Origin of the sequence: Rhodobacter maris, assembly GCF_900217815.1 — a bacterium.
Lineage (GTDB): Bacteria > Pseudomonadota > Alphaproteobacteria > Rhodobacterales > Rhodobacteraceae > Rhodobacter > Rhodobacter maris.
Genome location: NZ_OBMT01000001.1, coordinates 738,653 through 761,789 on the forward strand (window position 1 = coordinate 738,653; position 23,137 = coordinate 761,789).

24 protein-coding genes are annotated in these 23,137 nt (G+C 66.0%); 7 read left to right on the forward strand and 17 right to left on the reverse strand.

All coding sequences use genetic code 11. The annotated features are described in order from the left end of the window. Positions 1-48 precede the first annotated feature (48 nt). Both CRO22_RS03570 and CRO22_RS03575 read left to right on the forward strand, forming a co-directional pair. Positions 49-396, forward strand: coding sequence for an STAS domain-containing protein (locus CRO22_RS03570; RefSeq protein WP_097068696.1), 348 nt, complete (start codon positions 49-51; stop codon positions 394-396). Continuing rightward, the gene (locus CRO22_RS03575; RefSeq protein WP_176518527.1) at positions 386-883 is read left to right on the forward strand and encodes an ATP-binding protein; all 498 of its coding nucleotides are present in this window, start codon (positions 386-388) and stop codon (positions 881-883) included. The genes CRO22_RS03570 and CRO22_RS03575 overlap by 11 nt, the downstream gene beginning before the upstream one ends. Before the next feature lie 8 nt (positions 884-891). Here CRO22_RS03575 and hspQ read toward each other — a convergent pair whose 3' ends face one another. Next, a complete protein-coding gene (gene hspQ / locus CRO22_RS03580; RefSeq protein ID WP_097068698.1) occupies positions 892-1,218 on the reverse strand; it encodes a heat shock protein HspQ in 327 nt (108 codons plus the stop codon). A 245-nt stretch (positions 1,219-1,463) separates the two neighbouring features. Between hspQ and CRO22_RS03585 the strand changes: the two genes are divergently transcribed. Further along, positions 1,464-2,039, forward strand: coding sequence for a transglycosylase SLT domain-containing protein (locus CRO22_RS03585; protein WP_097068699.1), 576 nt, complete (start codon positions 1,464-1,466; stop codon positions 2,037-2,039). Positions 2,040-2,075: 36 nt separating this feature from the next. On the opposite strand, the gene CRO22_RS03590 is transcribed toward CRO22_RS03585, so the two are convergent. The 4 genes from CRO22_RS03590 to CRO22_RS03605 form a co-directional block, all read right to left on the reverse strand. After that, positions 2,076-2,675 (reverse strand): LolA family protein, encoded by a 600-nt coding sequence (locus CRO22_RS03590; RefSeq protein WP_097068700.1) that lies wholly within the window; start codon positions 2,673-2,675, stop codon positions 2,076-2,078. 88 nt (positions 2,676-2,763) lie between these two features. Beyond that, positions 2,764-5,940 (reverse strand): DNA translocase FtsK, encoded by a 3,177-nt coding sequence (locus CRO22_RS03595; RefSeq protein WP_097068701.1) that lies wholly within the window; start codon positions 5,938-5,940, stop codon positions 2,764-2,766. A gap of 11 nt (positions 5,941-5,951) precedes the next feature. After that, the gene (locus CRO22_RS03600) at positions 5,952-7,130 is read right to left on the reverse strand and encodes an aminotransferase class I/II-fold pyridoxal phosphate-dependent enzyme (RefSeq protein ID WP_097068702.1); all 1,179 of its coding nucleotides are present in this window, start codon (positions 7,128-7,130) and stop codon (positions 5,952-5,954) included. Positions 7,131-7,247: 117 nt separating this feature from the next. After that, positions 7,248-8,564: an amidase gene (locus CRO22_RS03605; RefSeq protein WP_097068703.1), complete on the reverse strand. Its 1,317-nt coding sequence runs from the start codon at positions 8,562-8,564 to the stop codon at positions 7,248-7,250. Between the two features lie 78 nt (positions 8,565-8,642). On the opposite strand from CRO22_RS03605, the gene CRO22_RS03610 reads away from it, so the two are divergent. Continuing rightward, positions 8,643-9,869: a UbiH/UbiF/VisC/COQ6 family ubiquinone biosynthesis hydroxylase gene (locus tag CRO22_RS03610; protein WP_097068704.1), complete on the forward strand. Its 1,227-nt coding sequence runs from the start codon at positions 8,643-8,645 to the stop codon at positions 9,867-9,869. Between the two features lie 15 nt (positions 9,870-9,884). Here CRO22_RS03610 and CRO22_RS03615 read toward each other — a convergent pair whose 3' ends face one another. The 5 genes from CRO22_RS03615 to mutY all read right to left on the reverse strand — a co-directional run bounded on the left by CRO22_RS03615 (position 9,885) and on the right by mutY (position 13,635). Then, positions 9,885-10,109: a Trm112 family protein gene (locus CRO22_RS03615; RefSeq protein WP_097068705.1), complete on the reverse strand. Its 225-nt coding sequence runs from the start codon at positions 10,107-10,109 to the stop codon at positions 9,885-9,887. Then, a complete protein-coding gene (locus CRO22_RS03620) occupies positions 10,106-10,744 on the reverse strand; it encodes an LON peptidase substrate-binding domain-containing protein (RefSeq protein ID WP_097068884.1) in 639 nt (212 codons plus the stop codon). Before CRO22_RS03620 ends, CRO22_RS03615 begins: the two co-directional genes overlap by 4 nt. 26 nt (positions 10,745-10,770) lie before the next feature. Further along, positions 10,771-11,682, reverse strand: coding sequence for a tetratricopeptide repeat protein (locus CRO22_RS03625; protein ID WP_097068706.1), 912 nt, complete (start codon positions 11,680-11,682; stop codon positions 10,771-10,773). 65 nt (positions 11,683-11,747) lie between these two features. Next, on the reverse strand, positions 11,748-12,536 hold the full coding sequence (locus tag CRO22_RS03630; protein ID WP_097068707.1) for an exodeoxyribonuclease III: 789 nt from the start codon (positions 12,534-12,536) through the stop codon (positions 11,748-11,750). A gap of 58 nt (positions 12,537-12,594) precedes the next feature. Beyond that, positions 12,595-13,635: an A/G-specific adenine glycosylase gene (mutY, locus tag CRO22_RS03635; protein ID WP_097068708.1), complete on the reverse strand. Its 1,041-nt coding sequence runs from the start codon at positions 13,633-13,635 to the stop codon at positions 12,595-12,597. A 93-nt stretch (positions 13,636-13,728) separates the two neighbouring features. Between mutY and CRO22_RS03640 the strand changes: the two genes are divergently transcribed. Together CRO22_RS03640 and CRO22_RS03645 are read left to right on the forward strand one after the other, a co-directional pair. Continuing rightward, complete coding sequence (locus CRO22_RS03640) at positions 13,729-14,316, forward strand: DUF721 domain-containing protein (RefSeq protein ID WP_097068709.1); 588 nt, start codon at positions 13,729-13,731, stop codon at positions 14,314-14,316. 3 nt (positions 14,317-14,319) lie between these two features. Continuing rightward, entirely contained in the window at positions 14,320-14,982 is a 663-nt protein-coding gene (locus CRO22_RS03645) for a DsbA family protein (protein ID WP_097068710.1), read from the forward strand. 2 nt (positions 14,983-14,984) lie between these two features. Here CRO22_RS03645 and lpxK read toward each other — a convergent pair whose 3' ends face one another. From lpxK to CRO22_RS03660, 3 genes are all read right to left on the reverse strand, one after another. Next, complete coding sequence (lpxK, locus tag CRO22_RS03650; RefSeq protein WP_097068711.1) at positions 14,985-15,974, reverse strand: tetraacyldisaccharide 4'-kinase; 990 nt, start codon at positions 15,972-15,974, stop codon at positions 14,985-14,987. Further along, positions 15,974-17,095: a 3-deoxy-D-manno-octulosonic acid transferase gene (locus tag CRO22_RS03655; protein WP_097068712.1), complete on the reverse strand. Its 1,122-nt coding sequence runs from the start codon at positions 17,093-17,095 to the stop codon at positions 15,974-15,976. The genes lpxK and CRO22_RS03655 overlap by 1 nt, the downstream gene beginning before the upstream one ends. 108 nt (positions 17,096-17,203) lie before the next feature. Further along, positions 17,204-17,461, reverse strand: a complete 258-nt coding sequence (locus tag CRO22_RS03660) for a DUF4170 domain-containing protein (RefSeq protein ID WP_097068713.1) — start codon at positions 17,459-17,461, stop codon at positions 17,204-17,206. A gap of 162 nt (positions 17,462-17,623) precedes the next feature. Here CRO22_RS03660 and zapE point away from each other — a divergent pair, with 162 nt between their 5' ends. Next, complete coding sequence (gene zapE, locus CRO22_RS03665) at positions 17,624-18,706, forward strand: cell division protein ZapE (RefSeq protein WP_097068714.1); 1,083 nt, start codon at positions 17,624-17,626, stop codon at positions 18,704-18,706. Here zapE and CRO22_RS03670 read toward each other — a convergent pair. From CRO22_RS03670 to CRO22_RS03685, 4 genes are all read right to left on the reverse strand, one after another. After that, entirely contained in the window at positions 18,703-19,722 is a 1,020-nt protein-coding gene (locus CRO22_RS03670; RefSeq protein ID WP_097068715.1) for an LLM class flavin-dependent oxidoreductase, read from the reverse strand. The two genes, zapE and CRO22_RS03670, sit on opposite strands and share 4 nt — an antisense overlap. A gap of 100 nt (positions 19,723-19,822) precedes the next feature. Continuing rightward, positions 19,823-21,097 carry a bifunctional folylpolyglutamate synthase/dihydrofolate synthase gene (locus tag CRO22_RS03675; protein WP_097068716.1) on the reverse strand — a complete coding sequence of 425 codons (1,275 nt, stop codon included), beginning with the start codon at positions 21,095-21,097 and terminating at the stop codon, positions 19,823-19,825. A gap of 73 nt (positions 21,098-21,170) precedes the next feature. Then, a complete protein-coding gene (gene accD / locus CRO22_RS03680; RefSeq protein WP_097068717.1) occupies positions 21,171-22,121 on the reverse strand; it encodes an acetyl-CoA carboxylase, carboxyltransferase subunit beta in 951 nt (316 codons plus the stop codon). 60 nt (positions 22,122-22,181) lie between these two features. Further along, positions 22,182-23,060: a CPBP family intramembrane glutamic endopeptidase gene (locus CRO22_RS03685; RefSeq protein WP_097068718.1), complete on the reverse strand. Its 879-nt coding sequence runs from the start codon at positions 23,058-23,060 to the stop codon at positions 22,182-22,184. Positions 23,061-23,137: the final 77 nt, after the last annotated feature.

The window sequence follows — 23,137 nt, forward strand, 5'->3', positions numbered from 1 at the left end:
GCTTTCGCTTCTAGGCTGAACCAAACGTTTCGGCCCCGGAGAGGCAAGATGAATCTTTACGCGGAAGCCAGGGCTGGCGCCCTTATCGTTACCGTGGACGAAGAGCGGCTCGATGCTGCGATCGCGATCCGGTTCAAGGACCGGATGCGCGAAGTGACAATGCAGCCTTCGCAACGGGTGCTGCTCGACCTGTCGCGGGTCGGGTTCCTCGACAGTTCGGGGCTTGGTGCGGTCGTGGCCGTGATGAAATCGCTCTCTCCCGAGCGTTCGCTCGAACTAGTGGGGCTGACGCCCAATGTGGAGCGTGTGTTCCGGCTCACCCGGATGGATTCGGTATTTACCCTGCATCCGGATGTGGACGCCGCATTGCGCAAGGGGATGCGCCATGCTGGCTGACGGATCGCAGCCGCTACGCGGCGGGGCGGAGCCGTCACCGGCCCGACCCGAGGCAAAGATCTTTCATCATTCCTTCGCCGCAACGCCCTTTGCCGTGCGCACCGCGTTGCGCACCGCTCTCGCGCGGTTCCTGCGTCAGCTCAGCCCCGACGAGGCGGGCACGCTCGAACTGGTGCTGGCGGAGGTGCTCAACAACATCGTCGAACATGGCTACAGCGAGACTGAGCATGGCACGATCACCCTGTCGCTGGTGCGTGACCACCGTGGCCTGAGCTGCTCGATCAGCGATGACGGGGTGGAACTGCCGCCCGCCTGCCTCGCGCGCTCGATCGACAAGACCCAACGCCCAGAACCGCAGGCCTTGCCCGAGGGTGGCTTCGGCTGGTTTCTGATTCACGATCTGGTCGAGGATCTCGGCTATCACCGTGCCAATGGCCGCAACCTTCTGGCGTTTCGGATGCCGGTCGCCTGCCCTCCTGTCGCCTGACCCAAAGGTCAGTTGAGCTGAAACTGCAGCGGGTAACGCCCGTCCGTAAAATCGCCGAAAAGATCCCCGAGGTCGGGATGCTCGACCGGCTCGCCCGAAGGGTCTGCCATCAGGTTCTGCTCGGAAACATAGGCGACGTAGTAGCTGTCATCGTTTTCCGCAAGCAGATGGTAGAACGGCTGGTCCCGGCTCGGACGGCTGTCTTCCGGGATTGCCTCATACCAGGCCTCGGAATTGGAAAACATCGCGTCCACATCGAAGACAACCCCGCGAAACGGGTGTTTTCTGTGCCGGACGATCTGGCCAATATGATATTTTGCGCGTGTCGTCTGCATCACAGCCCTCCGAATATAGTTTAGTAATCCTTACCGGGCGCGATGTCCATAAATTGCCCGCAAGGCTGCGGAAACAAACTGTCGAATCTCTCCCAACAGTGACCGCCCGAACCGCCCCGGGAGCATGGTTTCGCTTTCGTCCCGCAACGAAATTCCGTAGACTATCGCAAGAAACAGGGCCGAAAAGGCCAGAGCAGTCCACAGCCGGCGCCGCTGGCCATGAAAAACCGCACAGGCTGAGCGCGATGAAGAATTTTCTGATCCTGACTGCCGTTCTGGTCCTCGGATCCTGCGGCGGCGGGTCGCAAGCCCCCCGCAACCTCGACAATGCCTGCCTTCTGGCGCGCGAAAAACCGGCCTATTATTCCGCGATGAAACGTGCCGAGTCGCGCTGGGGCGTGCCGGTACACGTGCAAATGGCCACGATCCATCAGGAATCCCGTTTTGTTGCCAATGCCAAGACCCCGCATCGCTATGCGCTTGGCGTGATCCCTTTGGGGCGGCAGAGCTCGGCACGCGGCTTCAGCCAGGCGCTCGACGGCACCTGGGAAGATTATCAACGCGCCACGCGCCGGTATGGCGCCCGCCGTACGAAAATTCAGGACGCGACCGATTTCATGGGCTGGTATATGGACGGTTCGACCGAGAAGCTCGGGATCTCGAAATGGGATGCCCGTGCGCAATATCTTGCCTATCACGAGGGCCGCACCGGCTACGCGAATGGCAGTTACAACGCGAAGGGCTGGCTGCTGGCCGTGGCCGACAAGGTCGCCGCGCGCGCCGAGATGTATCGCCAGCAATTGCGCAGTTGTCGGCGTTGAACCGGATGATCGCCGCGGCGGCCCGATGGCCCCGCATTATTGCCGGCGGCGCTGGGTTTCCTGCGTGATCGAGAATTTCGAAGCACCGATCGTGACCCCGGGCTTGAGCCCGTTCAGGATCACTGCCGTGCGCGCGCCGCTTTCGTCGGTGATCACCCATTGCGTGAGCTGCAGCGGGCTGGCCGAAAAGATCAGCCGGATCGTGCCATATTCGGGGTGCTCAGGATCTTGCACCACCACCACGGTGTCACCGTTCTCTTCCTCATGGCCCACCACCATCCGCGCCTGCGCCAGGTCGATCTTCGGCGCGAGAATCAGATTCAGCGGCGTGCGTTTGAGCGGATATTGCTCGGCCATCTGGTTCGATTTCGGGTCAAAAATCGCCACCGTGCCAGCGGAGGCAAGCACCAGAGCCTCGTTGTGATCATATTCGAACCGCATCTTGCCGGGTCGCTGCAGGTAGAGATGTCCGGTCGAACGACTGCCATCGGCATTGATCTGGGTGAAGCCTGCCTCAGCGCTTTTCAGCCCGTTGAGATAGGCCGAAATCATGGCCAGCGGCGCCTTCTCGGCCAGCGCCGGGGCAGAAAGCACGAGAAGCAGAACGGGAGCGAGGGCGAGGCGTCGAAGGATCATGCGGAGATAATAGCGCAGGGCGAGCCCGAAAACAGCCCTGCGCCGCTCACGTTGCGCGCAGCCACGATCACATTCACGCAGGGCAGGCTCACTGCTCGGGCACCAGAATCTCGCGCTTGCCCACATGGTTGGCCTGCGTCACCACACCCTGCTCCTCCATCTGCTCGACGAGCCGGGCGGCCTTGTTGTAGCCGATGCCGAGCTTGCGCTGGATATAGGAGGTCGAGCATTTGCGATCCTTGATCACGATCGCCACCGCCTGATCATAAAGCGCATCCTCGCCATCGGTATTGCCGCCAAGGCCCAGCACCGCGTCAATATCGGACGCGCTCTCCTCATCGGGCCCGTCAACCACGCCCGACATGTATTCGGGCGGCCCGAAGCTTTTCAGATGGCTGACGATTTCCTCCACTTCCTCGTCGGAGACAAACGGCCCGTGAATCCGGGTGATGCGCGAGCCCGCGCCCATGTAGAGCATGTCGCCCATGCCCAGAAGCTGCTCCGCCCCCTGCTCGCCCAAAATCGTGCGGCTGTCGATTTTCGAGGTCACCTGGAACGAGATCCGGGTCGGGAAGTTCGCCTTGATCGTGCCGGTGATGACATCGACCGAGGGGCGCTGCGTGGCCATGATCAGGTGAATTCCGCTCGCCCGCGCCATCTGCGCAAGGCGCTGGATGCAGGCCTCGATCTCCTTGCCCGCCACCATCATCAGGTCCGCCATCTCGTCGACGATCACGACGATATAGGGGAAGGGCTGGGGCAGGAATTCCTCGGTCTCGAAAACGGGTTCGCCCGATTCCTCGTCAAAGCCCGTCTGCACGGTACGCTTGAACATCTCGCCGCGGTCCATCGCCTCGCGCACGCGGCCGTTGTAACCCTCGATGTTGCGCACGCCCATCTTCGACATGCGCCGGTAGCGCTCCTCCATCTCGCCCACCACCCATTTGAGCGCGACGACGGCCTTTTTCGGGTCGGTCACGACGGGCGAGAGCAGATGCGGAATGCCGTCATAGACGGAAAGTTCCAGCATCTTCGGGTCGATCATGATCAACCGGCATTCCTCGGGAGAGAGCTTGTAAAGGAGCGAGAGGATCATCGTGTTGATGGCGACAGATTTGCCCGAACCGGTGGTACCGGCAATCAGCAGGTGGGGCATCTTGGCGAGGTTCGCCACCACCGCGTCACCGGCGATATCCTTGCCGAGCGCAAGCGGCAGGCGCATGTTGCTGTCACCAAAGTCGCGCGCCGAAAGGATCTCGCGCAGAACCACCTTTTCGCGGTGCGCATTGGGCAGTTCGATGCCGATCACCGAGCGGCCCGGCACGGTGGAAACGCGCGCCGAAAGCGCTGACATCGAGCGGGCGATGTCATCGGCAAGCCCGATCACGCGCGACGCCTTCAGACCCGGCGCCGGTTCCAGCTCATACATGGTGACAACGGGGCCGGGGCGGACAGAGACGATCTCGCCCTTCACACCGTAATCTTCGAGCACGCTTTCGAGCATGCGGGCGTTTTCCTCAAGCGCCTCATCGGACAACGTATGGCGCTGGATCGTGCTCGGATTGGTGAGCAGGCTCAGCGGCGGCACCTCATAGGCAGGAACCTGCGGCGCGTCGAACCGGAGCGCCGGCTGCGCCTCGGCAAGGGCCTGTTTCGAGGGCGCAAGCGACTTGCGCGGCGGGGCGACGATGCGGCGCTCGGGCGCGGCAGGCACGACGGCGCGGTTGAGCACAGGGCGCAGCACGGGCGCGCCCTGCGGCATCGGCGGAATGTCGTCATCGCCAAGGTCGGCGAAGACGTTGCGCTCTTCCTCGGCCTCGACGTCGGCAAAGCCTTCCCAGTCTTCCTCGGGCGCGATCTCCATCGCAAAGGCGGTCCGGTGAGCGGGGGCAATGCTCTCGGGCTCCACCGGCGCGAAAGCCTCCAGCTCGGGCGCGGAGACGGCGGCCGGAGCGGCGAGCGGCGCCGCGAAGCCCGCTCCGGCAAGGGCGGGCGCCGCCACTCCGGGCATAAAGCGCGGGCGCGCCTGAAGCGGCGGCTCGGCGCGCACGAGCGGCGTGGGCGGGGCTTTCGGGCCGCGCGCAAGGCGCGCGGAAACCGCGGCGAGAACCGAGGCCGGAGCGGAAAGAACCGTAGCGGCAGGCGCAGGCGCAGGATCGGGCAGCGACGGAGCGCCCCGGTCCTCGACCGGCGCAGGCGCGCTCAACACCGGTTCGGCGCGCAGCGGCAGCGCGGGGGCTGCGGGCGGCGGCGGAGGCGGCGCCGCGGCGCGGGTCTTCACTGCCTCCTGGATACGCGCCTTGATGCGATCTTCGGAGGGGGCTTCGGAAGCATAAAAAGCCGCCGCATGCATCGGTTCAACGAGTTCCGGCTCGAGGCTGAAATCCTCGTCATATCCAAGGTTCACCGGCTCATGCGCCCGGCGTACCCGCGACGCCATGAGCGGGCGTGCAGGCTCGCTCGCAAGGGCAGGTGCCCCTGCGGCAGCCCTGCGACCAAGCTCCCAAGCCTGTTGCGCCTGCCAGGCGGCGTCTTGCTCGGCGCGTTCGGCGGCTGCGGCGCGGCGGTCGCGACGCGCCGCGGCGGCCTCTTGGGCCAACGCGACCGAGCGCGCGGCGCCCCGGCCCGCCGCGCTCATCGCCGCCGCATAAAGGGTGATCGCCCCGAGCCGCAAGAACCGCGCGATTGCCTGCAGTTCCGCCCGGTCGAAGCCCATCACGAACAGGCTCGCGGCAAGGCTCGCAAGCGCCATCACCACCGTCATCAGCTTCAGCCCGACCACGCCCGAAACCGGCAGCACCCCCAGCAGCGAGCCCGCGATCATGTCGCCAAAGTTGCCGCCAAGCCCATAGGCCTGCTTCCAGCCCGCGCCGGGCACGAGAAGTGCAGCATAAACGGCTGCGACCGCGATCGCGATCGGCAAAAACACCATTCGCCCCATCGCGCGATCGGCGCCGCGGTGGAGCATGTGGCGCCCTCCCCAAACCACAAGCGCTACCGGCAAGAGCCAGCCGCCACGGCCACAGATGACCACGAGGGGCGAAGCGATTGCAGCGCCGATCCGGCCCAGCCAGTTCTGCACCGGCGCATCGGACACCGCCATCCAGCTCGGATCCTCGGGAGTGTAGGAGATCAGCATCATCGCGCTCAGCACGCCGAGAACCACGAAGAGGACGCCCAGAAGCTCCCTTCCCCGCCGTTCCAGAACGGCCTGGGTATCCTGATCGAGAAGCGGGTCGCGTTGCCTTGCCTGATATGATGCCATCCGAACTGTCCTCACCTGTGCAAGCAGTCGCGCAGCAAAACAAGGCCGCGCCGCGTTTCTTCTCTTGGGGCGACCAATGCCACCCGAATGTATTTCTGCCCGGGGTTCTCGCCGGCCACGTCCCGCGCGAGATAGGCACCGGGCAGCACCTTCACCCCGGTTTCGCGCCAGAGCTTCAGCGTGGCCGCCTCGCCGTCCTCGACCGGCAGCCAGAGGAAGAACCCGCCCTCGGGCAGCCGGAACGAGTTCACGCCGTCGAAGACCTCGGCGGCATCGGCATATTTCTGCGCGTAAAGCGCGCGATTTTCCGCGACATGGGTCTCATCGGCCCAGGCGCGCTCGGACACGCGCTGAATGGGTTGGGGCAGCGGCGCCCCGGCATAGGCGCGTAACTGCCGGATCTGCTTCATCGCCTGCGGCCCCGCGGCGCAAAAGCCCGAGCGCAGGCCGGGCAGGTTCGAGCGCTTGGAGAGCGAGTGGAACACGACCGCACGTTCCGGGTCGGCCCCGGTCTCGCGCACCACCTCAAGCAGGCCCGGCGGTGGCGCAAGCCGCCAGATCTCGGAATAGCATTCGTCGGCAAAGATGCGGAAATCATGCTTCTCGGCGAGCGCCAGAAGCCGCGCGAGATAATCGCGCGAGGCCACAGCGCCTTGCGGGTTGCCGGGCGAGCACAGATAGGCGATCGCGGTGCGGTCGAGCACCTCGGCGGGCAAGCTCTCGTAATCGGGCAAAAAGCCCGTCTCCTCGGTTGCGGGCACAAAGACCGGGTCCGCCCCGACAGTGACCGCGGCGATCGCATAGACCTGATAGAACGGGTTCGGCATCAGCACCACAGGGCGCTTGCCATTCTTGGTTTCCGGGCAAAGCGCGACGGCGGCATTGAAAAGCCCTTCGCGCGTGCCGTTGAGCACCATGATCCGATCTGTGCCCACGTCGACACTGTAGCGCCGCGCGAGCCAGCCAGAGATCGCGCCCAGCAGTTCGGGCGTCCCGTCATTGGCCGGATACTGGCCGAATTCCGCCAGATGCGCCGCGAGCACGTCGCCCACGAAGGCGGGCATCGGATGGCGCGGCTCGCCGATCGACATGGCAATCGGGGCGGCGCCGGGCTCGGTGCCGTCCAACAGCCGCCGCAAACGCGGAAAAGCATATTCGGGCAGGTTCGCAAACCGCTCGGGGAAATCCATCTGTGCCTCATGTTCGGGGTCGTTGCGCCCCGTTTGGCCTCGAAACTACCTAAGCTTGTGGGGCGCGTCCAGAAAAAGCGGATATCTGCCCCGCCCGAAGCGGAGAAATGTGGCTTTTCAGCCCAAGGCCGCCTCTGCCGCGAGCCCAAGTCGCAGCAGCGCCTCCTCGCGCAAAGGCTTGCCCATCAGCGAGATCCCGCACATTGGTTCGCCGGTGGGCAAGGTCAGCGCGCAAAGGCCGAAAATATTGGCAAGACGCGTGTTGCGCAGCGCAAGCAGGTTCTCGGTCTCGAAATAGACCGGGTCAGTGAGCAGCCGCAGCGCATCGGGCGGCAGGATCGGCGCGGTCGGTACCAACACCGCATCATACCCCGCAACGGCCGCCTGAAACTCGGCGCGGTAGCGTTCCAGATCGTCCCAGGCCTTGACGTAATCGGCCGCGCTCACCCCCGCGCCAGTGCGGAAGCGTTGCAAGATAAGCGGATACATCTTCTCAGGCGCCGCCTCGATCACATCCTGCCAGAGCCCATAGGCCTCGGGCGCGAAGAGCACCCCCGAAAGCGCCATCGCCGGGGCAACCATCGGCAGATCCATATGTTCGATCCGTGCCCCCGCGCGCAAAAGCCTTTGCACTGCCGCGGCAAACCCCGCCGCGGGGGCGTCGCGAATGGCCTCGAAAGGCAACCCGTCGAGCACCAGAAGCCGCGCGCCCGCAAGGGTCGCTCCGCGCAGGTCGGGCGCGGCCCGCCCTTCGAGCGCAGCAAGCACCAGTGCGCAGTCCTCGACCGAACGGGCAAGCGGCCCGACGGTGTCGAAACGCTTGCACAAGGGCACCACGCCCCGGGTAGGCACACGCCCATGCGTCGTTTTCAGCCCGACGACATCATTCCAGGCGGCGGGGATGCGCACCGAGCCCCCGGTGTCCGACCCCACGGCGGCGGCGGCGAGGCCAAGCTTCACCGAAACTGCCGCGCCGGAACTCGAGCCGCCCGGCGCAAGGCCACGGGTGACTGCATTGGGGGGCGTTGCGGTATTGGGGTTCAGCCCGAGGCCGGAAAAGGCAAGCTCCGTCATATGCGTCTTGCCAAGGCAGACGGTGCCCGCAAGCGTGGCGTTTTCCAGCACCTCGGCATCGTGTTCGGGTGTGCGGCCCGCAAGCAGGAGCGAGCCCGCCTCGGTCACCGTGCCTGCGGTGTCAAACAGGTCTTTCCAGCTCAACGCCACGCCATCGAGCGGGCCACGGCCAAGCCCGTCAAGAAGCCGCGTGCGCGCCGCCATCGCCTCGAACCGGGCGCGGTCGGCGGTGAGGCGGGCGTAGATGTCGGGGCGCGGGGCTGCGGCCTCCAGATAGGCCTCTGCCATATCCACCGGGTCGAGCCGCCCCTCGGCCATCGCCCGCCCCTGTGCCGCCGCCGACCAGAACCTCTCCAGCATCCCCGCCTCCCTGGTTTTGCACAGGCTAGCCGCGCCGCGGGCAATGGACAATCCCGCAGCCCACGCCATATTGGGAGCATGACACAGGATTCGGATGTTCTCATCGCCGGTGGCGGCCTGAATGGCCCCGCTCTTGCGCTCGCCCTCGCACAGGCGGGGCTCCGCGTGACCGTGATCGACGCCGCGCCGCGCGAGCGGCGCGCTGCGGATGCCTTCGACGGGCGCGCCTATGCGCTCGCGCTCGGCTCGAAGAAGCTTCTCGATGCGCTCGCACTCTGGCCCTCGGTCGCCGATCAGGCGCAACCGATCAACGATGTGAAGGCCTTCGACGGGCGGCCCGGAGAGGGCGTGGCGCCGTTCTTTCTGCATTTCGACAGCCGCGAACTGGAGCAAAAGCCTGTGGGCTATATGCTCGAAGACCGTTTCCTCTATCGCGCTCTGATGGCGCAATTGGCTGCCAATAATAATATTTCCCTGATTTCCGAAACTTCCGTCATTTCGCAAATCGAGATTCCGGGCGGGATCGAGGTCACGCTTTCGAATGGCCAGACGCGCAAGGCCCGGCTCCTTGTCGGAGCTGACGGGCGGCGTTCGGGCGTGGCCGAACGCGCCGGCATCCCCCGCGAGGGCTGGGATTATGGCCAGACCGCGCTTGTCGCCGCCATCGAACATGAAAAGCCGCATGAGGGCATTGCCTATCAGCTTTTCATGACTTCGGGGCCGCTTGCTATCCTGCCGCTCACCGGCAACCGCTCCTCGATCGTCTGGAGCGAGCGATCCGAGGCCGCCGCAGCGGTCGAAACGCTTGATGACGCAGATTTCATGGCGCTGGTGCGCCCGCGCTTTGGGGATTTTCTGGGCGAGATCCGGCTCGCCGGGCCACGCTTCAGCTATCCGCTCAACCTGACGCTCGCCAAGGCCTATGTCGCGCCGCGCGTGGCGCTGATCGGCGATGCCGCGCATGGGGTGCATCCGATCGCCGGGCAAGGGCTGAACCTTGGCCTGCGCGATGTGGCGGCCTTGGCCGAAGTGGTGATCAAGGCGATGCGGCGCGGCGAGGATTACGGCACGACCTTCGTGCTCGACCGTTATCAGAGCTGGCGGCGGTTCGATTCCGTCTCGATGGCGCTTGGCATGGATGCGGTCAACATGCTCTTTTCGAACGACAATCCGCTGCTGCGCGCGGGCCGCGACCTTGGCATGGGCCTTGTGCAGGCGATCGGGCCCCTGCGGCGCGGCTTCATGCGGCAGGCCGCCGGCATCGCCGGTCCGCTCCCCAAATTGATGCAGGGCCGCCCGGTTTGACCCCCTTCGTCTGATTTACTTCAGTCGCCGCGCCTCATCGGCAATCAGGATCGGGATGCCGCCGCGGATCGGAAAAGCGAGCCCGGCGGCTTTCGACACCAGTTCCTGCTTTGTAGCATCATAACAGAGCACCGAGTGGGTGAAGGGGCAGACCAGTGCTTCCAGCATGCGTCGATCGAACCCGCCGCGCTCGGGTTCCGTTACGACGACCGGCAGGCCGGGCGCCTCCTGCGCGCTCATTGCTGACGCTCCTCCAGCCCACCGCGCAGCACGAATTCGAGCAGCGTCACCAGCGTCTCGCGCCGGGTGGCCAGGCTTGGGGCTTCCAGAAGCGCCTGCTTGTCTTCGGCTTCGAGCGGCAGGAGCATCGAGAGCGAATTGATCAGAAACTCATCCTCGGCATCCTTGAGAGCCTCCCAGTCGGTATCAAGCCCCTGGGCATGAAAATAGCGTGCGAGCGTTTCCAGAAAGGCGTCGCGGTCAAAGCCCGGATCGTGTTCCGCGAGCCCCAGATCGCGCTCGAAATCGCCCCAGGCAACCTCGGCGCGGCGATAGGGGGAGAAGCCCTCAAGCTCCTGCTGCAGGCGAAACCGCGACACCCCCGAAAGGGTGATCATGTAGCGCCCGTCCTCGGTTTCCGAAAACCCAGTCAGCCGGCCCGCGCAGCCGATCACCGAGAGTTTCTCGCAGCCGTCGCGGCCGCGGCAAGGCTGGATCATACCGATCAGCCGCTGCGGAGTTTTCAGGCAATCCTCGATCATCTGCAGATAGCGCGGCTCGAAGATATGCAGCGGCAACCGCCCCCGGGGCAGCAGCAAAGCCCCGGGCAGCGGAAAGAGCGGGATCTGGGCAGGCAGGTCGCAGGACTTGATCATACGCATCAGATAGCCCGCCCCCGCGCTCAGGCAAATATCATCGAGGAGAGCCGGCGGCGGCCCTTCACGACGATCGGATCGGAGGGTTTGAGTGCGTCAAAGATGGTGAAAAGCTGGGTTTTCGCCGCGCCTTCGTTCCACTCGCGGTCGCGGCGGAACAATTCGAGCAGCGCTTCGACCGCTTCCTCCACATGGCCCGCGGCATGGAGCGCCGTAGCCAGATCGAAACGCGCCTGATGGTCGTTCGGGTTCGCCGCGACTTTCGCCTTCAGATCATCGAGCGGGCCGGCCTCGGCGGCCTGTCTGGCGAGCGCAAGCTGGGCGCGCGCGGCCTCCACCGGTGCGGCAGCCGCGATCTTTGCGGGCACGGCGGCAAGGAACGCCCCGGCCTGATCGAGATTGCCCGCAGCAATATGCGCGCGAATGAGCCCGCCGTAAGCCTCGGCATTCTCGGGCTCCTCGCCCAGGATCGCGGCGAAGGTCTCAAGCGCATCGACCACGGCGCCCTGTGCCAGCATCTCTTCGGCCGCGGCAAGCGCCTCGCCCAGCCCGCCATCGCCCGCAAGGCCTGCCAGCTTCTCGACAAAGGCCTTCACCTGCGAGGCGGGGATCGCGCCCTGGAACATGTCGACCGGGCGGCCCTCGAAGAAGGCCACGACGGTCGGGATCGATTGCAACGGCAAGCCCTGCTGCGCGAGCACCTGGGCGAGACGCTGGTTCTCGTCGACGTTGATCTTGGCCATCACGACCTTGCCCTTCGCGGCCTCCACCGCCGCTTCGAGCTGAGGCCCGAGCTGCTTGCAGGGGCCGCACCAGGGCGCCCAGAAATCGACGATCACCGGCACGGACATCGAGGCGTCGACCACTTCGGTCATGAAGGTCGCCTCGGTGACGTCCTTCACCAGTTGTTGCGCGGGTTTGGTTTCGGTTCCGAACATGAAATCCTCTTTCGCGAGCTTTGCCCCTATATGCGGTGCGCGCGGGCGCCCGCCAAGGGGGCGTCTCAAAGATCGAAGGTGGCAAAGACCGGGGCGTGGTCGGAGGGTTGCTCCCAGCCGCGGGCGGCGCGCAACACGCGGCTGCCATGCGCGGCCCCCGCAATGTCGGGCGTGGCCCAGATATGGTCGAGCCGGCGGCCCTTGTCGGCCGCGTCCCAATCGGGCGAGCGGTAGGACCACCACGAATAAAGCCGCCCCTCGGGAATGTCCTGGCGCGTGACATCGACCCAAGAACCCGCATCCTGCGCCTGCGCCAGATGCTCGACCTCAATCGGAGTATGCGAGACGATCTTGAGGAGAGACTTGTGGTTCCACACGTCATCTTCGCGCGGCGCGATGTTGAGATCGCCGACGAGGATCGCCTTTTTCGGCGTCGCGGCGTGGAAATCGTCGCGCATATGGGTGAGGAAATCGAGCTTCTGGCCGAATTTCTCGTTCACTTCCCGATCGGGAATATCGCCGCCCGCAGGCACATAGAAATTGTGGATCGTCACGCCGGTCTCAAGCCGCCCGGCAATGTGGCGCGCATGCCCGAGCCCGGCATAATCGCCCGCCGCCACCTCGGTGATCGGCAGCTTCGAGAGGATCGCCACGCCATTGTAGCCTTTTTGCCCCCGCGCCACCATGAAGCGGTAGCCCAGCGCTTCGAAGGCGGCGAGGGGGATCTTCTCCACCGGGCTCTTGCATTCCTGCAAGCAGAGCACATCGGGCGTTTCCTCGGTCATCAGCTTGCACACGAGCGCCTCGCGCAGGCGGACCGAGTTGATGTTCCATGTGGCGAGGGTGAAGGTCATGGGCGTCTCCTTTAGGGCCGCGAGAATGACGTCTTGGCGGGCAAAGGGCAAGCAGGGCTCATGCGGGAAGCGCACCCTCGGCCAGATCCCAGACCTTGCGCATCACCGTGGGCAGCGCGGCGGGCGCAAACTCTGCACGCGGCGTGAAGCCCTTCCCCTCGGCACAGGCCACATAGACCTGCAAGCGCAGATGAAAATGGGTGAAGGTGTGGCGCACCTCATGCGAGAGCGCGACCCAATCCGCCGCAATCGGCGGCGCGGGCGCGGGCGTGGTTTCCGCCCAAGGCGTGCCCGGAAACCCGAGCATGCCGCCGAGGAGCCCCTTTTCCGGGCGGCGCTCCAAAAGCACCGCGCCCGCAGCGTCCACCGCCACATAGATGCACCCGAACCGGGTCGGCTTTTCCGCCTTTGGCACCTTGCGCGGCAGCTCTGCGGCAATGCCAAGCGGGCGCGCAGCACAGAAGGCCGCCACCGGGCACAGCGCGCAGACCGGCCCGCGCGGGGTGCAGATTGTCGCGCCCAGATCCATCATCGCCTGTGCGTGATCCCCCGGGCGAAGCTGCGGCGTCAGCCGCCCGGCCTTTTCAACCAGCGCAGGCTTCGCGGCAGGCAGCGGCGTCTCGATCGCCCAGAGCCGCGCCACCACCCGCTCCACATTGCCATCGACAACAACCGCGGGCTCTTCAAAAGCAATCGCGGCGATCGCGGCAGCGGTATAGGGCCCGATGCCGGGGAGCTTTTGCAGCTCCGCCGCCGTCTGAGGGAAGCGCCCACCCCGCTCGAACGCCACGACACGCGCGCATTTCAAGAGATTACGGGCTCGGGCGTAATAGCCAAGCCCCGCCCATTCGGCCATCACCTCCGCGTCTTCGGCGGCGGCAAGATCCTCCACACGCGGCCAGCGCGCCGTGAACCGGCGGAAGTAGTCGCGCACGGCGGCAACGGTCGTTTGCTGCAGCATCACCTCGGAGAGCCAGACATGATAAGGCGCGGGATGCGCGCCCGCGCCCGGCCCCACCCGCCATGGCATCACCCGTGCGGACCGGTCATACCAGTCGATGAGCGCCGCCCCGGCCGCGGTTTCTTCGCCGTCACGCAATCTTTATGATCCCTTCCCGAGAGTTGTTGTGGCAAACCTGCCCCAGCCGCCTAGAATAGCACCAAGTCCCGCGAAGGCGAGATCAGGAGCCCCATGACCCGCAAGACACCCGAGACCCTTGACGAGCGCCCGGAGGCGCCCCGCGCCGTCCGCAGGCTGCGCGGTTTCGAGGCTGCAGCGGGGCTCGTCAAGGAACGCATCCGGTCCGCAGGCGAATCGCGCGGTTTTGCTGTGGCGCGTCTCGTTACCCACTGGGCGGAAGTGGTGGGGCCCGAGATCGCCGCCTCGGCGCACCCGGTGAAGATTGGCTACGGCCGCGAGGGTTTTGGCGCCACTCTCACGCTTCTGGTCGAAGGGCCGATGGCGCCGATGATCGACATGAAACGCGAGCAGATCCGCGCCCGCGTCAATGCTTGCTATGGCTATAATGCGATTGCGCGCATCCATATCACCCAGACTGCCGCCACCGGCTTTGCCGAGGGGCAGGTCGCCTTCGCCCCCGCGCCCGCCAGACCGGCCCCCTCCTCCCCCTCACCCGAAGTGGCGGCCCGCGCCCAGAACGCGGCGGCAGGCTGCGCCGATGCGGCGTTGCGTGCGGCACTGGAGGAACTCGGGCGCAATATCCTGATGAAACCCGCCCCCAGACCCCTCACCCCGGCGGGACAAGTTGAGAAAGGCTGATTCATGAACCGACGCTCCCTTTTGCTGGGCCTCTCCGGTGCTGCCGTGCTTGCGGCGGCCGGGGGCTGGACGCTTTTGCGCCCGGGCGCCACGACCGAAGATCTGGTGGCGAGCCCCGCCGAGGCCGGGGGATCGCCGCAGATCCTCCCCGATGTGACGCTGGGCTCCTCCAAAGCCCCGGTCACGCTGATCGAATATGCCTCCTTCACCTGCCCGCATTGCGCGCATTTCCAGCAGGATGTGTTCAAGCCGCTCAAACGCGACTACATCGATACCGGCAAAGTGCGCTTCATCCTGCGTGAAGCCTATTTCGACCGCTATGGCCTCTGGGCCGGGCAGATTGCGCAATGCGGTGGCGATCTGAAGTATTACGCCATCGCCGACATGATGTTTGCCGAGCAGCAGGCCTGGATCGGCGATGGCCAACCCGAGACGATCGGCGCCAACCTGCGCAAGATCGGCTTGCGCGCCGGTTTGACCAAGGATCAGATCGAGGCCTGCCTGAACGACAATGCCCGTGCTCAGGCGATGGTGGCGACGTATCAGAAGCATTTCACCGATGACGGGATCACCGGCACCCCCTCGCTGGTGATCAATGGCACGAAATACGACAACATGAGCTATGCAGATCTGAAGAAGATCCTCGATCCGCTGCTCGGCGGTTAAGCCTAGAGCCCGAGACGCTGCAGCGCCGTCTCGAGCGCTGTGGCGTCTTCGAACATCAGCCGCACCGGCAGCGCCAGCACGTTGGGACGGAAGCGCGCGGGAAGGCGCGCGGCGTCCTTTTCGGTAGTGACAAGTTGCGCACCGCGCAGCCGCGCCTCGGTTTCGAGCCGTGCGAGCAGGCGCGGAGTATAGGGCTGATGATCGTCGAGCGCCTCCGCGCGAAGGACTGTCGCACCAAGGCCGCGCAGCGTGGCAAAGAACTTTTCCGGATGGCCGATCCCGGCAAAGGCCAGAACCGGCAGGCCCTCCCAGTCCATTCCGGTCTGCAGGGGGGCGAGATGGCCTTTCAGATGCGGCACTTCGATTGCCCCTTCGAGACCCGCGCAAAACGCCTCCTGCGCCGCGGGCGGGCCGATTGAGAGGAGCAGATCGGCCCGTGCCAGACCCGCCGCGACAGGCTCGCGCAAGGGCCCCGCGGGCAGGCAAAGCCCGTTGCCAAACCCCTTCACCGCATCGACGACGACGAGCGACAGATCCTTGACCAGCGCCGGGTTCTGGTGCCCGTCGTCAAGCAAGATCACCTCCGCCCCCGTCTCGAGCGCCGCTTGCGCTCCCAGCGCGCGGTCCTTTGCGACCCAGGTGGGACTGAAGGCGGAAAGCAACAGCGGCTCGTCTCCCACCTCCTGCGCCGAATGGCGCCTCTCGTCGACCCGCACCGGGCCTTCGAGCCGGCCACCATGGCCGCGGCTCACCACATGGGCGGTATGGCCGCGCGCGGCCAGAAGCTGCGCGAGCGCGATCACGGTGGGCGTCTTTCCGGTGCCGCCCGCATTGATGTTGCCCACCGAGATCACCGGCACCGGAAGCCGCAGCCCCGGCCGCGCCAGCCTGTGCGCCGTAGCTGCGCCATAAAGCCTGCCGAGCGGCGCAAGCAGCCGGGCCATGGCGGCGGGGCGTTCGGGCGGGGTGAACCAGTAGCCGGGGGCCTGCATCATGCGTCCTTTCTGCGACGGGCGGCATCATATTCGCGCAAGATGGCCGCCACCACCGTCTCTGCCGCCGCAGCGCCATCAGAAATCACCGCCCAGGCATTGTGGGCAAGCACTGCGGCCCGGTCGGGCGACATCAGATCCGCCACCGCCTCGCCGAGCGAGATCGCATCATGGATGGCGCGGGCGGCACGCGCTTCGTCAAGCCGGGCAAAATCCGCGCCATGGGGGGCGGTCTGCGGCCCGTGCAGAATTGCCGAGCCCAGCGCCGCGGGTTCGAACGGCCCGCGCGGCGCGGCGCTTCCGCCGTTCAGCGTGCCCCCCATGTAGCTCACCGGCGCGATCCGGTACCAGAGCCCGTATTCGCCCGGATCGTCGGCGAGGAAAATCTCCGTCTCTTCGCCCGGCTCGCCCTCGACCGAGCGGCAGGCCACGGCGTGGCCGCGCTCCGAAAGCTCGGCCGCGAGCTCGGCCGCAGTCTCGGGGATTTCGGGCGCGAGGATCAGCAGCATCCGATGGGCGTGGCGCTGCGCCCGCTCCTGCGCCGCCACCAGAGCCTCAATCTCGCCCGGCGGCACCGAGGCGCCGAACCAGACAGGCCGGGTGCGGGTGAGCGCGGCGAGCGAGACGCGTTCCGCCTCCGAGCAGCGCAGCGGTTCGGGCGGCTGCCCGAGCATACCGCCCAGCTTGAGCCGTTCGAGTTCGACCCCGAGCTGCAAAAGCGGCGCGATCGAGGCCTGTTCACGCACCAAAACGCGCTCGAGCCGGCGCAACAGCGCGGGCTGACCGAACCGGCGAAACGGGGGCCGATGGCCGGGCGCCGCACCTGCACTCGCATCCACCATCATCACCGGCCGCCGCGCCCGTCCCGCCGCTTCGATCAGCGCCTTGGGGAGCTCGTTGCCGAACAACACCAGAAGCTCAGGCGGGGCGGAACGCATCATCGCGCGCGCCTCCGCATCATCGGGCAGAGCAATGCGATCCGAGCCCTCGGGGAGCGCGATTTCGACCGTCTCGGGAAGCGCCACACGCAGGCGCAATTCGGGGCGCAACCGGGACAGCCGATCAAGCACCACCGCCGTCGCTGTGGCCCGCTCGGCGGCCTCTTCGGCCCCAAGTCGCATACAGATTGCCGGCGCCGGTGGGGCCCCGGTGCCGGCCTCTTCTTCAGGTCGCGGGGGGCGCCCCCACAACCACCTTAACGCCGCGGGAAGCATCGCCCGGTCGGCCGTTCAGCTGCCCAGTTCCTCGGTCAGCGAGGCTGGCGTTTCCTCGTCGCGCAGCCGGTGCAGGTGGGCGATGAAATAGCGCGCATGGGCATCATCGACAGTGCGCTGCGCCTCGGCCTTCCAGGCAGCATAGGCGGTGGCGTAATTGGGATAGATGCCGACGACATGGATCTTCGAGACATCCTTGAATTCGGTCCGGTCGGGCGAGACGAGCTCGCCGCCGAAGACGAGATGCAGGCGCTGGGGATTGGTTTTCGACATGGGCCTTCCTGTGGCTAGAGTGGCGCGAGACTAAGCGAAGCCCGGTTTTCTCTCAAGCCGCATCGCAGCCGGTAGAAGGCCGTCCGCCAAGGACACGGCGGCGTGATCCCCACCGCCCTCGGGCGATCTTTTCAACGCCTGCGCGAGCGTCTAAGAGGCGCCATGACCAACAGCCTTGTCCAGATCTACGACGGCCGTGTTGCGGCGGGACGCCTGCGCGCCGATGCGGCGCAGCGCGCGCTCCTGCCCCGGCTCGAAGACATCCGCGCCGCCCTCGATGCGCCCCAGAAAAAACCGGGCCTCTTCGGCCTTTTTGCGAAGCCGCCCGAAGCAGTACGGGGGCTTTATCTCTGGGGCGGCGTCGGGCGTGGCAAGTCGATGCTGATGGATCTCTTTCACGAGACTGTCGCCGTGCCGAAGCGGCGCGTGCATTTTCATGCCTTCATGCAGGAAGTGCAGGCGAAGATCGACATCGCCCGCCGCGCCAAGGAAGAAGACGCGCTGATGCCGGCGGCCAAGGAAATCGCCGCCTCGGTCCGGCTTTTGTGCTTTGACGAGATGCAGATCACCGATATCGCGGACGCGATGATCGTGGGTCGGCTTTTTGACGAGCTGTTCAAGCGCGGCGTGACGGTGGTGACCACGTCAAACCGCCCGCCCGAAGATCTGTACCTCAACGGGCTCAACCGCCAGCTTTTCCTGCCCTTCATCGCGATGCTGCGCGAGAGAATGCATGTGCTCGAAATCGCTTCCGAAACCGATTATCGTCAGCACCGGCTGACCGGCGCGCAGGTCTATTTTTCACCCGCCTCAAAGGCCGCCCATGCGGCGATGGATGCGCTCTGGGACGAACTCACCGGCCGCGATGCGGCGAGCGCGCTTGTGCTGGAGGTGAAGGGCCGCAAGGTCGTCATCCCGCAGTATCACAACGGGGTCGGCCGCGCGCGGTTCTGGGATCTGTGCGGCGCGATGCTGGGCCCGGGCGATTATCTCGCGATTGCGGCGTCGCTGAAAGTGCTGATGCTCGACGACATCCCGCAGCTTTCCGCCTCGAACTTCAACGAGGCGAAGCGCTTCGTGACGCTGATCGACACGCTTTACGAGGCGAAGGTGCGGCTGATCTGCTCGGCGGCCGAAGTGCCGGAGCGGCTCTATAACGAGGGCACCGGCAGTTTCGAATTCGAGCGCACCGCCTCGCGGCTGCGCGAGATGCAGGCGGCCGACTGGGCCGCCGACCGCGCTTAAGCCAGCAGCGCCCGCACCCGCGGCGCGACCTCGGTACCGTAAAGCGCGATGGTATCGCGCAGATGCGCGGGGTTCTGCGGCCCGGCGGAATATTTCAGCGTGAAGCGCGAAAGCCCCAGCGCCCGCACCGTGGTCGCGATTTTCTGCGCCACCGTCTCCGGGCTGCCGACGTAAAGCGAGCCATGGGCGATCTCGTGTTCAAACGCGGCGCGGGTGAATTTCGGCCAGCCGCGCGAGGCGCCGATCAGATCGTGCATCTTCGCATAGGCCGGGAAGAATCGTTCCTTTGCCTCGTCGTCCGTGGGGCCGACATGCCCCGGGGAATGGACCGAAAGCGGCAGATCCGCCGCACCCATCTGGCTGCGCGCCTCGCGGTAGAGATCGGCCAGGGGCGCGAAGCGCGCGGCATTGCCGCCGATGATCGCGAGCACAAGCGGCATGTCCATCGCCGCCGCCTCAAGCACCGAGTCTGGGCTGCCGCCGACGCCGCGCCAGACCTGCAGGGCCCGTTCGGGGCGGGGGTATACGGTTACATTCTGCAAGGGTTTGCGGTGGCGGCCCTGAAAGCTCACCCTCTTCTCCTGCAGGAGGCTGTGCAAGAGCTGCGCCTTTTCTGAAAACAGCATCTCGTAATCATGCAGATCGAAGCCGAAAAGCGGGAAGCTCTCGGTAAAGGAGCCGCGGCCGATAGTGATCTCGGCGCGTCCCGGCGCCAGCGCATCGAGCGTGGAGAAGCGCTCGAAGATCCGGATCGGATCATCGGAAGAGAGCACGGTGACCGAAGTGCCGGCGTGGATCTTTTCCGTCTTCGCGAGAATCGCGCCCAGCAGCGGTTCCATGGCCGAGATCGCGTAATCGGGGCGGTGGTGTTCACCCAGCCCGAAATAATTAACGCCGACCTGATCGGCGAGAATGGCTTCGGCCAGCGTGTCGCGGATCACCGCGGCGCCGGAGCGGGGGCCGTTGGCATCGGCGGTGATATCGCCGAATGTATCGAGACCGAATTCGAGCGTCATGGCGAGCTCCTTTCCTGTTGCGGAAAAGATAGCCATGCCCGCCTTGTGCGCCTAGGCACGGATTTGCACAGGTTTCGTGCGTTTGCGCTCAGAGAAGGGCTCAGCCGTTTGCGCGCAGCACCTGCCCGGCGAGGTAGAGCGAGCCGCAGATGAGCACGCGCGCCTGCGGGTCTTCGGCGGCGATCACGGCGAGCGCCTCGGCCACCGATCCGGCCTCCGAGACCGATGCGAAGCCGGCCGCGCGCGCTGCGGCGGCGGTTTGCATGGCGGGGAGCGTGTTCGGCTCGCCCGGGATCGAGACGGCGCTGAGGCTTTGGGCCTGCGCGACGAGCGGGCGCAGATAGCCGCCGATGTCCTTGGTGTTCAGCATGCCGCACACAAGATGCGTCGGCCGTGCGGGCATGCGGGCCAGAGTTGCCGCGACCGCCGCGCCCCCCGCCGGATTGTGCCCGCCATCGAGCCAAAGCTCGATCCCCGGCGCGCTCTCGGCCAGCGGGCCCTGCCGCAACCGCTGCATCCGCGCGGGCCATTCGGCCCGGCTCACGGCCGCCTCGCAGGCGCTTTCGTCAAAGCCGAGGCAACGCAGCGCCGCAAGCGCCGCGCCCGCATTTTCGATTTGATGCGGACCGGGCAGGATCGGCAGCGGCAGATCGAGAAGACCGGTCTCGTCTTGATAGATCAGCCGCCCGCGTTCCTCGAACGCGTGCCAGTGCTGGCCATGCGCAAAGAGCGGCGCGCCGAGCCGCGCGGCCTTTGCCTCGATCACCTCCATCCCCTCGGGCGCCTGAGGCCCGACCACGCAGGGCACGCCGCGCTTCAGGATCCCCGCCTTCTCGCCGGCAATCTCGGGGAGCGTCTCGCCGAGATATTGCTGATGGTCGATCGAGACCGGGGTGATGATCGTCAGTGCGGGTTTTGCGACCACATTCGTCGCATCGAGCCGCCCGCCAAGGCCAACCTCAAGGAGCGTGTAATCCGCGGGCGTGCGCGCAAAGGCGAGAAAGGCCGCAACCGTGGTGATCTCGAAAAAGGTGATCGGCGCCCCGCCATTCGCCGCCTCGCATTCATCGAGGAGCGCGGCCAGCGCGGGCTCGGAGATCAGCGCGCCCGCAAGCCGGATCCGCTCATGAAACCGCGCCAGATGCGGCGAGGTATAGGCGTGCACGCGCTGGCCCGCCGCCTCCAGCCCGGCGCGGATCATCGCCTGAGTCGAGCCCTTGCCATTGGTGCCCGCGATATGGATCACCGGCGGCAGCACCGCCTCGGGGTGGCCGGTCGCCGCCAGAAGCCGGTGTACCCGGTCCAGCGTGAGGTCGATGATTTTGGGGTGCAGCCCCATCAGCCGCGCGAGGATTTCGTCGGAAGGGTGCGGCATCGGAAACTCCCATGTGTGAAGGCCGGGGGCGCTGCCCCCGGACCCCCGGGATATTTGGGGCAAGATGAAAAGGCTACTCGGCCTGTTGCGGCGCCTCGGGGGCCATTTCCGCCGGATGCTCGGTTTCGGGCACCGTGATCTGTCCGGGCGGCGGCAGCTCACCCCAGATCGCCGGCGGCTGGCTCATCAGGAGCCGCAGCAGCACAATGAGTTCATCGCGCATCTTCTTGCGATGCGTCACCCGGTCGAGCATGCCGTGATCGAGCAGATATTCGGCGCGCTGGAAGCCCTCGGGCAGTTTCTCGCGGATCGTCTGTTCGATCACCCGCGGTCCGGCAAAGCAGATGAGCGCATTGGGCTCGGCAATCTGCACATCGCCCAGCATCGCGTAAGAGGCCGTCACGCCCCCCGTCGTCGGGTGGGTCAACACGACGATATAGGGCAGGCCTGCATCTTTGAGCATCTGCACCGCCACGGTCGAGCGCGGCATCTGCATCAGGCTCAGGATGCCTTCCTGCATGCGCGCGCCCCCGGCGGCGGAAAAGAGCACGAGCGGGCATTTGCGCTCGACCGCGCGCAAGGCCGCGGCGAGGATCGCATTGCCCACATACATCCCCATCGAGCCGCCCATGAAGGAAAAGTCCTGCCCGGCGGCAACGATCTTGGTGCGCCCCACCTCGCCCTCGACGACGAGCATCGCCTCTTTCTCGCCGGTCGATTTCTGCGCCGATTTCATCCGGTCGGGGTATTTCTTCTGATCCTTGAAGGTGAGCGGATCGGCGATCGGTTCGGGCACTTTCACCTCGGTGAAGATGCCGAGGTCAAAGAGCGCCTCGAACCGCGCGCGCGGCGTGATCGCCATGTGATGGTCGCAACTGGTGCAGACATTGAGATTGTCCGCCACCTCGCGGTGAAACAGCATCGTGCCGCATTCGGGGCATTTCGTCCAAAGGTTCTCGGGCATGTCGCGGCGCGCGAACAGCGAGTTGATCTTCGGTCGGACGTAGTTCGAGATCCAGTTCATCGGGGGGCCCCTTGGTTTCCGCGACGTCGCCCAGATAAGCCCGCGCGCGCGCAAATGCAATCAGCGGCGAAGTCTCAACCGGGCGAGCAGCCAGAAGACGAGCATCGAGGCGCTGTCGAGCGCGAGATAGGGCACCATCTGCGAAAGATCTCTGGTGTCGACGACTAGGGTGTAAAGCGAGAGGCCGTCCAGCTGGCCATAAAGCCCGACAAGGAACATCGCCGAGAAGTTGTTGGCGAGATGAAAGGCAAGCGCGGGGCCAAGATTGCCCGCCCGCGCGGTCAGATCGGCCGCGAGGACGCCAAAACCCGTCGCCCAGAGCGCGAGGAAGATCGCATTCGGCCCGTTTGCGCCGGGCTCATAATGGAGCGCTCCGAAAACCGCGGCGGGCAGCCCCATCCACAGCAGCGGATGGCGCCAGCGTGCGGCGATCTGTTGCAGCAGGTAGCCGCGGAACAAAAGCTCTTCGGAGGCGATCTGCACGAAGAGGAGCGGCAGCGCGATGGGCAGCCAGCGCAGCAGCACCGGCAGCGGCGTCGATTTCCCCAGATGCGGGTCGAGGAAAGAGAGCGGCACAAGCAGCAGCGCAAGGCCCAGAAGCGACGGGAAAACCCGGGCGAAATCGCGTCCCGCGCCGGGGCCAAGCAGGCTCGTGGCCGGGCGGCGATGCAGAAAGCGGGTGATCATAAGCGTGCCAAGCGCGAGGGGCACAAAGCTGCACAGCACCAGCGCCAGCCCCTCGGGCGTGCCCGCACGCGCCATCGACGCCATCACCATCGCAAGCTCAAACTCGCCCGCCAGCATGTCCACCAGCGCCAGCCCGCCGACAAGCGCGCCGGCATAGACGGCGACAATTAGCACGATGCCGAGCAGGCTGCGCCAGATCTCGGAGCGGGGGGCGGCCGGGGCAACAAAGCGGGCAAGGTTTTGGTAGGTCATGCGGGCTCCTCGGGCGCGACCCTAACCGCGGCCCCGCCCCCTCACAAGCCGCTTTACTTCGCCCCGCGCGCGGCAGA

What these genes read in the sequence shown, in the direction of transcription:
- CRO22_RS03570 (WP_097068696.1), top strand. Translation starts at nt 49, where the DNA reads ATGAATCTTTACGCGGAAGCCAGGGCTGGCGCCCTTATCGTTACCGTG.
- CRO22_RS03575 (WP_176518527.1), top strand. Translation starts at nt 386, where the DNA reads ATGCTGGCTGACGGATCGCAGCCGCTACGCGGCGGGGCGGAGCCGTCA.
- hspQ (WP_097068698.1), bottom strand. Translation starts at nt 1,218, where the DNA reads ATGCAGACGACACGCGCAAAATATCATATTGGCCAGATCGTCCGGCAC.
- CRO22_RS03585 (WP_097068699.1), top strand. Translation starts at nt 1,464, where the DNA reads ATGAAGAATTTTCTGATCCTGACTGCCGTTCTGGTCCTCGGATCCTGC.
- CRO22_RS03590 (WP_097068700.1), bottom strand. Translation starts at nt 2,675, where the DNA reads ATGATCCTTCGACGCCTCGCCCTCGCTCCCGTTCTGCTTCTCGTGCTT.
- CRO22_RS03595 (WP_097068701.1), bottom strand. Translation starts at nt 5,940, where the DNA reads ATGGCATCATATCAGGCAAGGCAACGCGACCCGCTTCTCGATCAGGAT.
- CRO22_RS03600 (WP_097068702.1), bottom strand. Translation starts at nt 7,130, where the DNA reads ATGGATTTCCCCGAGCGGTTTGCGAACCTGCCCGAATATGCTTTTCCG.
- CRO22_RS03605 (WP_097068703.1), bottom strand. Translation starts at nt 8,564, where the DNA reads ATGCTGGAGAGGTTCTGGTCGGCGGCGGCACAGGGGCGGGCGATGGCC.
- CRO22_RS03610 (WP_097068704.1), top strand. Translation starts at nt 8,643, where the DNA reads ATGACACAGGATTCGGATGTTCTCATCGCCGGTGGCGGCCTGAATGGC.
- CRO22_RS03615 (WP_097068705.1), bottom strand. Translation starts at nt 10,109, where the DNA reads ATGAGCGCGCAGGAGGCGCCCGGCCTGCCGGTCGTCGTAACGGAACCC.
- CRO22_RS03620 (WP_097068884.1), bottom strand. Translation starts at nt 10,744, where the DNA reads ATGATCAAGTCCTGCGACCTGCCTGCCCAGATCCCGCTCTTTCCGCTG.
- CRO22_RS03625 (WP_097068706.1), bottom strand. Translation starts at nt 11,682, where the DNA reads ATGTTCGGAACCGAAACCAAACCCGCGCAACAACTGGTGAAGGACGTC.
- CRO22_RS03630 (WP_097068707.1), bottom strand. Translation starts at nt 12,536, where the DNA reads ATGACCTTCACCCTCGCCACATGGAACATCAACTCGGTCCGCCTGCGC.
- CRO22_RS03640 (WP_097068709.1), top strand. Translation starts at nt 13,729, where the DNA reads ATGACCCGCAAGACACCCGAGACCCTTGACGAGCGCCCGGAGGCGCCC.
- CRO22_RS03645 (WP_097068710.1), top strand. Translation starts at nt 14,320, where the DNA reads ATGAACCGACGCTCCCTTTTGCTGGGCCTCTCCGGTGCTGCCGTGCTT.
- lpxK (WP_097068711.1), bottom strand. Translation starts at nt 15,974, where the DNA reads ATGCAGGCCCCCGGCTACTGGTTCACCCCGCCCGAACGCCCCGCCGCC.
- CRO22_RS03655 (WP_097068712.1), bottom strand. Translation starts at nt 17,095, where the DNA reads ATGCGACTTGGGGCCGAAGAGGCCGCCGAGCGGGCCACAGCGACGGCG.
- CRO22_RS03660 (WP_097068713.1), bottom strand. Translation starts at nt 17,461, where the DNA reads ATGTCGAAAACCAATCCCCAGCGCCTGCATCTCGTCTTCGGCGGCGAG.
- zapE (WP_097068714.1), top strand. Translation starts at nt 17,624, where the DNA reads ATGACCAACAGCCTTGTCCAGATCTACGACGGCCGTGTTGCGGCGGGA.
- CRO22_RS03670 (WP_097068715.1), bottom strand. Translation starts at nt 19,722, where the DNA reads ATGACGCTCGAATTCGGTCTCGATACATTCGGCGATATCACCGCCGAT.
- CRO22_RS03675 (WP_097068716.1), bottom strand. Translation starts at nt 21,097, where the DNA reads ATGCCGCACCCTTCCGACGAAATCCTCGCGCGGCTGATGGGGCTGCAC.
- accD (WP_097068717.1), bottom strand. Translation starts at nt 22,121, where the DNA reads ATGAACTGGATCTCGAACTACGTCCGACCGAAGATCAACTCGCTGTTC.
- CRO22_RS03685 (WP_097068718.1), bottom strand. Translation starts at nt 23,060, where the DNA reads ATGACCTACCAAAACCTTGCCCGCTTTGTTGCCCCGGCCGCCCCCCGC.